At 32.2% G+C, this 13,176-nt stretch carries 16 protein-coding genes, 1 tRNA gene and 1 other annotated feature; all 17 genes read left to right on the top strand.

Features of this window, described 5'->3' with window-relative positions; all coding sequences use genetic code 11:
* Positions 1–195 precede the first annotated feature (195 nt).
* The 17 genes from L3B96_RS18685 to rplL all read left to right on the top strand — a co-directional run bounded on the left by L3B96_RS18685 (position 196) and on the right by rplL (position 13,096).
* A complete protein-coding gene (locus L3B96_RS18685; protein ID WP_011967491.1) occupies positions 196–1,296 on the top strand; it encodes a PIN/TRAM domain-containing protein in 1,101 nt (366 codons plus the stop codon).
* 21 nt (positions 1,297–1,317) lie between these two features.
* Entirely contained in the window at positions 1,318–1,998 is a 681-nt protein-coding gene (gene ispD / locus L3B96_RS18690) for a 2-C-methyl-D-erythritol 4-phosphate cytidylyltransferase (RefSeq protein WP_238948282.1), read from the top strand.
* Positions 1,999–2,390: 392 nt separating this feature from the next.
* The gene (locus tag L3B96_RS18695) at positions 2,391–4,103 is read left to right on the top strand and encodes a proline--tRNA ligase (protein ID WP_238901279.1); all 1,713 of its coding nucleotides are present in this window, start codon (positions 2,391–2,393) and stop codon (positions 4,101–4,103) included.
* Between the two features lie 17 nt (positions 4,104–4,120).
* On the top strand, positions 4,121–5,521 hold the full coding sequence (gene cysS, locus L3B96_RS18700; protein WP_238948283.1) for a cysteine--tRNA ligase: 1,401 nt from the start codon (positions 4,121–4,123) through the stop codon (positions 5,519–5,521).
* Between the two features lie 49 nt (positions 5,522–5,570).
* Complete coding sequence (locus L3B96_RS18705; protein ID WP_238901281.1) at positions 5,571–5,984, top strand: ribonuclease III domain-containing protein; 414 nt, start codon at positions 5,571–5,573, stop codon at positions 5,982–5,984.
* Positions 5,985–6,142: 158 nt separating this feature from the next.
* On the top strand, positions 6,143–6,916 hold the full coding sequence (gene rlmB, locus L3B96_RS18710) for a 23S rRNA (guanosine(2251)-2'-O)-methyltransferase RlmB (RefSeq protein WP_238901284.1): 774 nt from the start codon (positions 6,143–6,145) through the stop codon (positions 6,914–6,916).
* A gap of 13 nt (positions 6,917–6,929) precedes the next feature.
* Entirely contained in the window at positions 6,930–7,442 is a 513-nt protein-coding gene (locus L3B96_RS18715) for an NYN domain-containing protein (protein WP_238901282.1), read from the top strand.
* A gap of 59 nt (positions 7,443–7,501) precedes the next feature.
* Entirely contained in the window at positions 7,502–8,149 is a 648-nt protein-coding gene (gene sigH, locus L3B96_RS18720) for an RNA polymerase sporulation sigma factor SigH (RefSeq protein WP_023976573.1), read from the top strand.
* Between the two features lie 76 nt (positions 8,150–8,225).
* Positions 8,226–8,301 (top strand) — tRNA-Thr (locus L3B96_RS18725).
* Between the two features lie 65 nt (positions 8,302–8,366).
* Complete coding sequence (tuf, locus tag L3B96_RS18730; protein ID WP_077303750.1) at positions 8,367–9,560, top strand: elongation factor Tu; 1,194 nt, start codon at positions 8,367–8,369, stop codon at positions 9,558–9,560.
* Positions 9,561–9,737: 177 nt separating this feature from the next.
* Positions 9,738–9,887 carry a 50S ribosomal protein L33 gene (gene rpmG, locus L3B96_RS18735; RefSeq protein WP_002583138.1) on the top strand — a complete coding sequence of 50 codons (150 nt, stop codon included), beginning with the start codon at positions 9,738–9,740 and terminating at the stop codon, positions 9,885–9,887.
* A gap of 48 nt (positions 9,888–9,935) precedes the next feature.
* Positions 9,936–10,166: a preprotein translocase subunit SecE gene (secE, locus tag L3B96_RS18740; RefSeq protein WP_023976912.1), complete on the top strand. Its 231-nt coding sequence runs from the start codon at positions 9,936–9,938 to the stop codon at positions 10,164–10,166.
* Between the two features lie 37 nt (positions 10,167–10,203).
* Positions 10,204–10,725: a transcription termination/antitermination protein NusG gene (gene nusG / locus L3B96_RS18745; protein WP_023976911.1), complete on the top strand. Its 522-nt coding sequence runs from the start codon at positions 10,204–10,206 to the stop codon at positions 10,723–10,725.
* Between the two features lie 78 nt (positions 10,726–10,803).
* Positions 10,804–11,229, top strand: coding sequence for a 50S ribosomal protein L11 (gene rplK, locus L3B96_RS18750; protein ID WP_011967502.1), 426 nt, complete (start codon positions 10,804–10,806; stop codon positions 11,227–11,229).
* A 54-nt stretch (positions 11,230–11,283) separates the two neighbouring features.
* Entirely contained in the window at positions 11,284–11,973 is a 690-nt protein-coding gene (rplA, locus tag L3B96_RS18755; protein WP_023976910.1) for a 50S ribosomal protein L1, read from the top strand.
* Between the two features lie 43 nt (positions 11,974–12,016).
* Positions 12,017–12,141 (top strand) — a sequence feature (ribosomal protein L10 leader region).
* Between the two features lie 34 nt (positions 12,142–12,175).
* Entirely contained in the window at positions 12,176–12,679 is a 504-nt protein-coding gene (gene rplJ, locus L3B96_RS18760; protein ID WP_011967504.1) for a 50S ribosomal protein L10, read from the top strand.
* 51 nt (positions 12,680–12,730) lie between these two features.
* On the top strand, positions 12,731–13,096 hold the full coding sequence (gene rplL, locus L3B96_RS18765) for a 50S ribosomal protein L7/L12 (RefSeq protein WP_011967505.1): 366 nt from the start codon (positions 12,731–12,733) through the stop codon (positions 13,094–13,096).
* The last annotated feature ends 80 nt before the right edge of the window (positions 13,097–13,176 follow it).

The raw sequence follows: 13,176 nt of genomic DNA on the forward strand, positions 1-13,176 counted from the left end.
AATACCATTTATTTAGATTTATTGATCTAAGATTTAAGTTGATTCTTCAAAGTAGAATGAAATTATTAGTAAACTTAATAATTTATTCATTTTAGAGGTACTTATTGTATGATATAATTAATATGATTTAGAGAAATGTTGAAAAAATGATTAAAATACTATCTAATTGTAAATAATTAGAAGGAGGTGAAGTATGTGTTAAAAAGACTATTAAGGGGAATTTTTTCTGTAATTGGATTGATACTAGGATATTTCATATCTGAAATATTACTTACAATCCCTCAGGTTGATAATTTAACTTACATTTCAACCACTATTACTAGAGTTTTATTTATTATTATTATATCTTTTATCTTTGGACTTATATTTTATATTATTTCTCCTATTATATACAAAGGAATTTCTAATTTAATTGAGTATATTGAAAAGAGTATGCAAAAAATGAGCATAACTGAAATCATTTATGGAACTTTTGGAGCTGTAATTGCGTTAATTCTTATGACATTTATTGCAAAACCAATAAATGATATAAATATAATTGGGCCAATTTTATTGATTTTATTAAATGTGTTAGCTGCTATAATAGGTGCTGAAATAATGATTAAAAAAAAGGAAGATATAACAGCTCTTCTTGTTAATATGAAAAAGCCTGTAATTAAAGAGAAAAAAGTTAAAGAGGTAATAAAAGAATCTATAAAAGGAATTCCAAAGGTATTAGATACATCAGTTATAATTGATGGAAGAATATTTGATATTTGTGAGACTGGATTTGTTGAAGGACCACTGGTTATACCTAACTTTGTATTGGATGAATTAAGGCATATATCCGATTCTTCTGATTCACTAAAAAGAAATAGAGGAAGAAGAGGTCTAGATATATTAAATAAAATACAAAAAGAGCTAGCCATAGAAACTCAAATTGTAGAAGATGATTTTCCTAAAATTGCAGAAGTTGATGCAAAGTTGCTTAAACTTGCACAAAAGATGGAAGGAAAGGTTATAACTAATGATTATAATCTAAATAAAGTGGCTGAGTTTCAAGGAGTACCGGTATTAAATATAAATGAATTATCAAATGCAATAAAACCAGTAGTATTACCTGGTGAAGAAATGACAATTGATATAGTAAAGGATGGAAAAGAATCAAGTCAAGGTGTTGCATATTTAGAAGATGGAACTATGATTGTCGTTGAAGGTGGAAGAAAATATATAGGACAAACAACAAGTGTTATAGTTACATCAGTTCTTCAAACAGCAGCTGGACGAATGATTTTTGCAAAACCAAAAGATAATTAAAAGTTAAGGAGAGTTTTCTGTATGGTTAGTGCGATAGTATTAGCTGGAGGCAGAGGTAAGAGAATGGGCAATATTCAAAGCAAGCAATATATTGATTTGAATGGTGCGCCCATTCTTTATTACACGTTAAAGCAGTTTATAGAAAATGATTTGATAGATAAGATCATTTTAGTAGTGCCTGAAGATGAAAAAGATTATTGTAAAAGAGAAGTATTAAATAAATATGGATTAAAAATAGATGATTTAGTATCTGGTGGGAATGAAAGACAAGAATCAGTATATAATGCTTTGGAGAAATTAGAAAAATCCGATATAGTATTAATTCATGATGGAGCTAGGCCATTTGTATCTCAGAAAATAATAAATGATGCGGTTGAATATGCTAAGCTTTATAAAGCTGCAGCGCCTGGAGTTATGCCTAAAGATACTATAAAAATTAAAGATAGTAATAATTTTTCAGTAGATACTTTAGTTAGAAGTGAACTTGTTGCGATTCAAACGCCCCAAGCTTTTGATTTTAACCTAATATATGAATGCCATAAAGAAATAAAGAAAAGATGTATATCAGTTACTGATGATACTAGTGTAGTAGAGCTTTTGGGACATAAAGTTTATATTTATGAGGGGGATTATAAAAATATAAAAATAACTACACCGGAAGATTTAATACTTGCAGAGTATTTTGTGAAAAATATAGTATAGTAATAATGTATTGACAGGCTAAATTCAGGAAGTTATAATATATTAAAATAAAATTTAATTAAGATTGTAAAACGTTGATGAAGAATAGTAGAAGTCGATAATATAAGAGAAAAAGTCCGTGGGCTGAAAGACTTTTAAATAGGCTTTGAACCAGCTTTTGAGTATAGGGAAAAACTATCGGTCTAAAACCGTTATCATTGCTAGAGAACAAATTTAGGTGGTACCGCGATATAAAGTTCGCCCTAATATATATATTAGGCGGGCTTTTTTATTTATCCAATTATATATTTTTAAACTATTAATTATTTGTAAAATCAAATATTCAGATTTTATTACATCATATATAAAATATTATTTGCAATCTAACCAATATTATTTAGGAGGAACACCAAATGAAAATGTCTAATATGTTAATATCAACATTAAGAGAAGTACCAGCGGAAGCAGAGATTGATAGCCATAAGCTTATGTTAAGAGCCGGAATGATAAGGAAAATGGCTGCAGGAGTATATAATTATATGCCTCTTGGATTAAAAGTTTTAAAAAAGGTTGAGGATATAATTAGGGAAGAAATGAATGCCGCAGGTGCGCAGGAATTTCTAGCATCAGCTATTATTCCAGCAGAATTATGGCAAGAATCTGGTAGATGGGATGCATATGGAGCAGAAATGTTTAGATTAAAGGATAGAGGGGATAGAGATTTCTGTTTAGGGCCAACTCATGAAGAAGTATTTACAGATATAGCGAGAAATGAAATTAAGTCTTACAAGCAATTACCTCTTAATTTATATCAGATTCAAACAAAGTATAGAGATGAGCGTAGACCTAGGTTTGGAGTGATGAGATCTAGGGAATTTGTAATGAAGGATGCTTATAGCTTTGATAAAGATCAAGGTGGGCTAGATTTAGCTTATGATAAAATGCATGATGCATATGTAAAAATATTTAATAGATGTGGTTTAGATGCAAAATGTGTTGCTGCTGATTCTGGTGCTATTGGTGGTTCAAATTCAGCAGAGTTTATGGTTAAATCGGAAGTTGGAGAGGATGATGTGGTATTTTGCAGTGAATGTAACTATGCAGCAAATATCGAGAAAGCTTCATCACCAGCAGAGAAAGAGTTAAAACAAGAATTCAAGGAAATAAATAAAGTTGAGACACCTAATACAAAAACTATAGATGAATTGGTTAAGTTTTTCGGTACTAATGAAAAAAAATTCGCAAAGACTATCTTGTTTAATGCAGATGGCAAAATAGTAGCAGTTATGGTTAGGGGTGATAGAGAAATTAATGAGGTTAAGGTTAGCAATGCAATTGGTGAAGTAATTAATCTAGATCTTGCTAGTTCAGAAGATGTAAAAAAGGCAACGGGAGCAGAAATAGGATTTGCGGGACCAATAGGGATAAAAGTAGATATGCTATTAGTTGATGAAGAAGTTGCTAATATGTATAACTTTATTGTGGGTGCTAATGAAACAGGTTACCATATTAATAATGTGAATTATGGAAGAGACTTTGAAGGTGTAATAGGAGATTATAGAAACGTAACTGAAGGTGAAAAGTGCCCAGTTTGCGGTGGTAAGGTTACTATTGCAAGAGGAACAGAAGTAGGGCATATATTTAAACTTGGTACTAAATATTCGGAAGCCATGAATGCTAAGTTCATAGATGAAGATGGAAAAGAAAAGCCATTTATAATGGGATGCTATGGAATTGGAGTTACAAGAACAATGGCATCTATAATTGAGCAACATCATGATGAGAATGGTATAGTATGGCCATTGTCTGTTGCACCATACCATGTTTCTGTAATTCCTGTTAATGTAAAAGATGAGGAACAAGCTAGAATTGCAAATGAAATTTATGAAAAATTAACAAGTGCTGGAATAGAAGCTCTTTTAGATGATAGAAATGAAAGAGCAGGAGTGAAATTCAAAGATTCAGAATTAATGGGAATACCAATGAGAATAACAGTAGGTAAAAAGATTAATGATGGAGAAATTGAATTTAAACTTAGAGATGGGGAAATGGAAGTAATCAAAATAGAAGATGTTTATAATATAATAAAAGGTGAATTTGAGAAAAACAAAATAAAACTAAAATAATTTTAGGAGGTAAATTAATGAGGGTATTTAATACTTTAACAAGACAAAAAGAAGAGTTTATCCCTATTATTCCTGGCGAAGTTAAAATGTACGTCTGTGGGCCGACTGTATATAATTTTTTTCACATAGGTAATGGAAGAACATTTATTGTATTTGATACTATAAGGAGATATTTGGAGTATAGAGGATACAAGGTTAGATTTGTTCAAAACTTTACTGACATAGATGATAAAATGATTAATAAAGCTAATGATGAGGGAATTACAGTAAAAGAGCTTGGAGATAAATATATAAAAGAATACTACCAAGATGCCGATTCATTAAAGATAGAAAGAGCTACTGTAAATCCTAGAGCAACAGAATATATTAATGATATAATCAAATTTGTTGAAGAGTTGATTGAAGCAGGATTTGCTTATGAAGTTGATGGTGATGTTTACTATAGCACAAAAAAATTTGATAATTATGGAAGATTGGTAGGACAGAACTTAGATGATTTGCAGGTTGGTGCAAGAATATCTGTTGATGAAAGAAAGAAAGATCCTATGGATTTTGCAGTATGGAAAGCACAAAAGCCAGGTGAACCTGCTTGGGAAAGTCCTTGGGGGCCTGGAAGGCCTGGATGGCATATAGAGTGTTCGTGCATGGCAAAGAAATTGTTGGGAGATACAATAGATATTCATGCAGGTGGCATGGATTTAAGATTCCCGCATCATGAAAATGAAATAGCTCAAAGTGAAGCTCTAACAGGAAAAACATTTGCAAATTATTGGCTCCATGCAGCATTTGTTAATGTAGATAATAAGAAAATGTCAAAATCATTAAATAACTTCTTTACCGCAAGAGAAGTTCTTGAGGAATATAGTTCGGATGCAATAAGGTTCTTGATGTTGTCTGGACACTATAGAATACAAATAAATTTTACTAAAGAACTTTTAGATTCAGCAAAATCATCAATAGAAAGATTATATAATTGCATAAATAATCTTGAAAATTTGAAAGATGAAGTGACTAAAAAATTAATGGATGAAGCGGAAGAAAAATATCTAAAGTCTTTAGATAAATATAGAGAAAAATTTATTGAGAAGATGGATGATGATTTTAATACAGCAGATGCTATTTCAGTATTGTTTGATTTGACTAAAGATATTAACAATAATGTGAATATTAATTCATCCTCTGGATTATGTGAGAAAGCAGAATCAATGGTTAGAGAACTAGGAAATCCGCTAGGTATACTTCAAGATCGTATTGAGAAGGATTTGGAAACAGAAATTCAGGAGCTTATTGAAAAGAGACAGCAAGCTAGAAAAAATAAAGATTTTGCACTTGCGGATAAAATAAGAGATGATTTAAAAAGCAGAAATATAATTTTGGAAGATACACCACAGGGTGTTAGATGGAAAAAGATTGATTAATTAAAGAAAGGGTTGCATTTTTGCAACCCTTATTTAAAGGAGAATTATAATGTTAGATGACTTAAGAATTAGAAAATTTTCAAAAGATGAAGCAAGAATGCTGAATTCATTACAATTGGCATTAATAGGTGATGGTGTATTTGAAGTTTTTATTAGAAATTATATTTTGACTCAAAATACAGCGTTATCTGCAAATAAGATACATGTGAAGGCAATTGGATATGTAAAAGCAAAAAGTCAGGCGTGTATAATGCATGAAATTGAGAATCTCCTAAATGAGGAGGAAGAAGCGGTTTATAAAAGAGGAAGAAATGCGAAATCACCTACTGTCCCTAAAAATGCAGAGATAAGGGATTATAGAATGGCAACTGGGTTTGAAGCATTAATTGGTTATCTATACCTAGTGGGTGATAAGGAAAGATTAGAATTTATATTTAATAAAAGTATTGAAATTATTAATTAGTTTATAAAATTAAAAAAGGAGGATTTATAATGAATAGTAAGCCGAAAAAAAATATTTCAAATGGCAAGTTTATGGAAGGTAAAGATAAATCTGTAACTGAATCAAAAGGCAAAGCTAAAAGCTATAATGAGGCAAAAAATAAAACTAATAAAGATAATATGGTAGGAAATGATAAGTCGACGGGTGCTATTGAAGAGAGAGAAGATATAGTTATTGGAAGAAATGCCGTAATTGAAGCTCTAAGAGGAGAAAGAACTATCGAAACGCTATATATATCTAATAGTAAATTAGAAGGTTCAATAAAAACTATTGTTGGTTTAGCAAAAGAAAATAGAATATTAATAAAAGAAGTGGATAAAAGAAAACTTGATTCAATGTGTGGTGGAGAAGTACATCAAGGGGTAATAGCAAAAGTTACTCCATATAAATATTCAGAAGTATCCGATATATTGGATTTAGCAGAGAAAAGAGGGGAAGCTCCGTTCATAGTTATATTGGATGAAATTGAAGATCCGCATAATTTAGGATCAATAGTAAGAACTGCAGAACTATTTGGAGTTCATGGAATTATACTTCCGAAGAGAAGAAGTGCATCCGTAAGTACAACTGTTTATAAATCTTCGGTTGGAGCAATAGAACATGTAAAAATAGCTAAAGTAACAAATTTAAATTCGACAATCGAGGAACTAAAAGAAAAGGGGATTTGGATCTACGGGGCAGACATAAGAGCGGAAGAATATAGCTACCAAGTAGATTTTGGAGGACCTTGTGCAGTTATAATTGGAAATGAAGGGAGAGGTATTTCAAAGTTAACGGTGGAAAAGTGTGATAAGCTAATAAAAATACCAATGGTCGGAAAGATTAACTCTTTAAACGCATCTGTAGCTGGTGGTATAATTATGTATGAAGTTTTAAAAGGACGATTGAAATAGAAAGAGGTATATCGTGAAAACTATTTTTGTAGATGGATATAATGTTATAAATAGTTGGCCTAATTTAAAACAAAAAAAGGATTCTAGCTTTGAGGGTGCAAGACAAACTCTTATAGATACTTTACATAATTATGGGGTTTTTAATGCTTGTAGAATAATATTAGTATTTGATGCTCATAAAGTTACAGGGAGTATTGAAAAAAAAGAAGAGGTAAATAGAAATATATCGGTAGTATTTACAAAGGATGGAGAAACTGCGGATAGTTACATTGAGAAACAAGTTAATGCTCTAGGAAGGAAACATGAAATAGTTGTTGTGACATCTGATAGTCTAGAGCAGCAAACAATTTTTCAAAGAGGTGCAGTTAGAATGTCATCTTTAGAATTTTATAGTGAGGTTCTAAGGATAGAAAAGTCTATAAAAAATAAAACAGATAAGAACAGAATTTCACAAAAAAATATAATAAGCGATAATATAGATGATAGGATAGCCAAAATATTAGAAGAAATCAGAAGAAGTAAGTAAATTCAGTTGACTAACATAATTTTACTGGGGTATAATTGTCTAAACGAGTGGTTAGTTTAATGCAGAAGAGAGTTGAGAATAAGCAGTTGAAAGGTTTTTTAGATTTCAAAGATAAATCAGACGAAGAAATTGTTGCGAAAGCTAAGAGTGGTAATAGTAGGGCGCAAGAATATTTAATTTCAAAATATGAGAACTTTGTGAAGTCGAAGGCTAAATCATATTTTTTAATTGGAGCCGACAAGGAAGACATTTATCAAGAAGGGATGATAGGTTTATATAAGGCTATCAGAGATTTTAATGCAGAAAAATCAACATCATTTAAAGCCTTTGCAGAAATATGTGTAATCAGACAAATAATAACTGCAATAAAAACAGCTACTAGGCAGAAACATATTCCGTTAAATACTTATGTCTCTTTAAATAAGCCAATATATGAAGAGGAATCAGAGAGAACTCTCCTTGATGTTTTGGCAGGATTGAAAATTTCAGATCCTGAAGAGCTAATGATTAGTAAGGAACAAATGGATTATATCGAGAAAAAGATTTCGAAAGTGTTATCAGATTTGGAATTAGAAGTTCTTACTTCATACCTAGATGGAAAATCTTATCAGGAGATTGCAAGTGATTTAGAACGACATTCGAAGTCGATAGATAATGCATTACAAAGAGTAAAGAGAAAATTAGAAAAATGCTTAGATTTAAAGTGATAATTTATATTGACAAATAAAAAGAATAATAGTAAACTTTATAATTGGTATATCAAAGAAGATAGCAATTTTGAACGCTCACATAGCTCAGTCGGCAGAGCGTCACCTTGGTAAGGTGGAGGTCGTCGGTTCGATTCCGATTGTGAGCTCCAAATAATAAAAAATAAAAAAACACTAGGCCAAGTTTATTAGAAGATAATAAGGGAGGAAAATTATAATGGCAAAAGCAAAGTATGAAAGAAGTAAGCCACACGTTAATATTGGAACAATAGGTCACGTAGACCACGGTAAGACAACATTAACAGCAGCAATCACAACAGTATTAGCAAATAAAGGATTTGCAGAAGCATTTAACTATGCGGATATTGATAAGGCTCCAGAAGAAAAAGAAAGAGGAATCACAATCAATACAGCACACGTTGAGTATCAAACAGAAAACAGACACTATGCTCACGTTGACTGTCCAGGGCATGCTGACTATGTTAAGAACATGATTACAGGAGCAGCACAAATGGATGGAGCTATCTTAGTTGTATCAGCAGCAGATGGTCCAATGCCACAAACAAGAGAACATATACTACTAGGATCAAGAGTTGGTATCCAATATATCGTAGTATTCTTAAATAAAGCAGATATGGTAGACGATCCAGAATTATTAGAATTAGTAGAAATGGAAGTAAGAGAATTATTAAGCGAATATGACTTCCCAGGAGACGATATTCCAGTAATAACAGGATCAGCATTAAAAGCATTAGAAAATCCAACAGATGAAGAAGCAATTAAGCCAATCATGGATTTAATGGAAGCAGTAGATAGCTATATCCCAACTCCAGAAAGAGCAACAGATAAGCCATTCTTAATGCCAATCGAAGATGTATTCACAATTACAGGAAGAGGAACAGTTGCAACAGGAAGAGTTGAAGCTGGAGTACTTCATGTAGGAGATGAAGTAGAAATCGTTGGATTAACAGAAGAAAAGAAGAAAGTTGTAGTAACTGGAATCGAAATGTTCAGAAAGTTATTGGATGAAGCGCAAGCAGGAGATAACATCGGAGCATTATTAAGAGGAGTTCAAAGAGCTGATATTGAAAGAGGTCAAGTTTTATCAAAACCAAATTCAGTACATCCTCATACTAAATTTGTAGGTCAAGTATACGTACTTAAAAAAGAAGAAGGCGGAAGACATACTCCATTCTTCGATGGATACAGACCACAATTCTACTTCAGAACAACAGACGTTACAGGATCAATCAAGTTACCAGATGGAATGGAAATGGTAATGCCTGGAGATCACATTGATATGAATGTTGAATTAATCACTCCAATCGCAATGGATGAAGGATTAAGATTCGCTATCAGAGAAGGCGGAAGAACTGTAGGTTCTGGAGTTGTTACTAAAATAGTAGAATAAGATACATTTATTACCGATAGGACTAAGTTATATAACTTAGTCCTATTTAAAGGATGATTGACAAGTCAAATATTCTATGATATTGTATAAAAGTGACATTTTAAGCAACGTAAATTTTAGAAGTGAATAGGAACTCAAGATTCCTATTTAATATATAAGAAAACTGGAGGTGCAGTCATGAGAACAAAAGTAACTTTAGCATGCACAGAGTGTAAACAAAGAAATTATGATTCAATGAAAAACAAAAAGAATGATCCAGATAGATTAGAAATGAAAAAGTATTGTAAATTCTGTAAAAAGCACACTCTTCATAGAGAAACAAAGTAATTAGCCGAAGTAATGACATATAGTTATTAAATTTAAGGATGTGAAGATATGTCAGCAAAGAACAGTGTGAAAACTGAAAAAGCTATTAAAAGTAATGGTTTGTTTGGTTTTTTTCGAGAGGTTAAGGTAGAGGTTAAGAAGATAACTTGGCCTTCAAAAGATGAGACAAAGAAAGCATTTGTTGCAGTTATTGTGTTCACACTAATGTATACTATATTAGTTGGTGGATTGGATTCTATTTTCAATAACCTCTTTAAAATGATTTTAAATTTCAAGTAAAAGGGAGGTTTGGGCGATTTTATATCGCCTGACGAATATGAGTGATAGAGCACGATGGTATGTAGTTCATACATACTCAGGATATGAAAATAAAGTAAAAGCAAACTTAGAAAAAGCAATTGAAAATAGAAATCTTGAAGCATTAATCCATGATATACAAGTACCCATGGAAGAAGTGGTTGAAGAAAAAGATGGAAAGCAAAAAGTCTCATTAAAGAAGAAATTTCCTGGATATGTGCTTGTAAAAATGTTAATGGGAGATGAAGCTTGGTACGTTGTTAGAAATACTAGAGGCGTAACAGGATTTGTAGGCCCAGGATCTAAACCAGTTCCTCTTTCTGATGAAGAAGTGGAATCAATGGGAGTGTTAGAAGTTCCTGTTGAGATTGACTTAGAGGTAGGGGAAAGTATAAGAATTATCTCTGGGCCATTGAGAGATTCAGTAGCCACAATACAAGAGATAATTCCAGATAAACGCAAAGTGAAAGCTTTAGTGGAGATGTTTGGCAGAGAAACACTTGCCGAATTAGACTTTAATCAAGTTGAAAAATTAGTTTAACTATAATGAACTAATTTTAATTAAGTGGGAGAACTAAAAAGAGTTCGTTATACCACAGTAATAGGAGGAATAACAAAAATGGCTAAGAAAGTAACTGGAATGATTAAACTTCAACTTCAAGCAGGTAAGGCAACACCAGCTCCACCTGTAGGTCCAGCTTTAGGTCAACACGGTGTAAATATAATGGGATTCTGTAAGGAGTTTAATGCAAAAACTGCAAATCAAGCTGGGTATATAATACCAGTAGTTATTACAGTTTACCAAGACAGATCTTTTAGTTTTATATTAAAGACTCCTCCAGCTGCAGTTCTAATTAAGAAGGAAATAGGATTAGAAAGTGGTTCTGGAGTACCTAATAAAACAAAGGTTGGTAAATTAACTCAAGATCAACTTAAAAAGATTGCTGAAACTAAGATGCCAGACTTAAATGCTGCAAGTCTTGAATCGGCTATGAGAATGATAGCAGGAACAGCTAGAAGTATGGGCGTAACTATTGAAGAGTAATTCGTAAAAATAAGTGGGAGGTCAAAACCGTTAATACCACAGAGGAGGCAAATTATGGGAAAAAAATACATTGAAAGTGCAAAGCTTATAGACAAGAGTGCATTATATAATCCAGTAGAAGCATTAGATCTTACATTAAAGACTGCAAAGGCAAACTTCGATGAAACTATTGAATTACATGTAAGACTTGGAGTAGATCCAAGACATGCAGATCAACAAGTTAGAGGTGCAGTTGTATTACCAAACGGAACAGGTAAAACAGTTAGAGTACTTGTTTTTGCTAAAGGAGATAAGGCTGCAGAAGCACAACAAGCAGGAGCAGATTTCGTTGGAGCAGATGAACTAGTTCAAAAAATCCAAAGCGAAAACTGGTTTGATTATGATGTAGTTGTTGCAACACCAGATATGATGGGAGTTGTAGGTAGAATTGGTAGAGTGTTAGGACCTAAAGGACTAATGCCAAATCCAAAGTCAGGAACAGTAACATTTGATGTTGCTAAGGCAATTGAAGAAATTAAAGCTGGTAAAGTTGAATATAGAGTAGATAAAACAGCAATAGTTCACTGTCCAATTGGGAAAAAATCATTTGGAACTGAAAAATTAAAAGAAAACTTTACTGCATTAATGGAAGCTTTAGTTAAGGCTAAACCAGCAGCAGCAAAAGGGCAATACTTAAAATCAGTATCTGTTTCAAGCACAATGGGACCAAGTGCAAAAGTTAATCCTACAAGAGCTTTAGATTAGTATTGACTTAATTGAAATTATGTAGTATAATTTCAAATGTTGTAAAAAGAAAATATTTTTTCCGTAGACAGTGGGTGCGAAAGCGTAAAGTATAACTGCCCGCCTAGGTATATAATAGATTGTATTATAGGCCTTCCATGTCTGCGGAAGGTCTTTTTTAATAAAAGAAGCAGTTTGAACTGTGAGGAGGTGGACTACAGTAATGAATAAAAACAGAGAACTTAAAGAAGCAAAAGTTGCTGAAATTAAGGAAAAATTAGAAAAATCAAAAGCTGTTGTTCTTAGTAAGTATCAAGGTCTAAATGTTGAAGAAGATACAGCTCTTAGAAAGAGTTTAAGAGAAGCTGGAGTTGAATACAAAGTATATAAAAATACTTTAGTAACTTTAGCAGCTAAAGAATTAGGCTTAGATGGTATAGCAGAATATTTAGAAGGTGCAGTATCTATTGCATTTAGTTATGAAGATGTAACATTAGCTGCAAGACTTTTAAATGATTTTGCTAAAGATCACAAGAAGTTAGAATTAAAGGCTGGTATCATAGAAGGAGAAATCTATGATGAAGCTAAGATTAAACAACTTGCAACAATACCATCAAAAGAAGTTCTTATTGCAAAACTTCTTGGAAGTATCAAGTCTCCAATATCAAGCTTTGCACGTGTATTAAGTGCTATTGCTGATAGCAAAGGAACTGAGTCTGCAGAATAATTTAAAGATTAACTAAAATTTTAAGAAAAAAATTCGGAGGTGCTATTAAAAATGACAAGAGAAGAAATAATTCAAGCAATAAAAGAAATGAGCGTTTTAGATTTAAATGAATTAGTAAAGGCTTGTGAAGAAGAATTTGGAGTAAGTGCTGCTGCTGCTGTTGTAGCTGGTGGAGCTGTAGCTGGTGGAGCTGCTGCTGAAGAAAAAACTGAATTCGACGTAGTATTAGCAAGCGCAGGAGATAACAAGATTAAGGTTATCAAAGTAGTTAGAGAAATAACAGGATTAGGATTAAAAGAAGCTAAGGAAATAGTTGATGGAGCTCCTAAGACATTAAAAGAAGGCGTTTCTAAAGACGAAGCTGAAGATATGAAAGCTAAATTAGCTGAAGTAGGAGCTACTGCAGAAGTTAAGTAGTTTGTTTTAAAGAAAAAGGTGCTTTATAGCACCTTTTTTAAACTGAATTTATAAAGCTATATAAAATGCTTGTTAGGTAA

Source organism: Clostridium sp. YIM B02569, from assembly GCF_022320765.1.
GTDB lineage: Bacteria > Bacillota > Clostridia > Clostridiales > Clostridiaceae > Clostridium > Clostridium beijerinckii.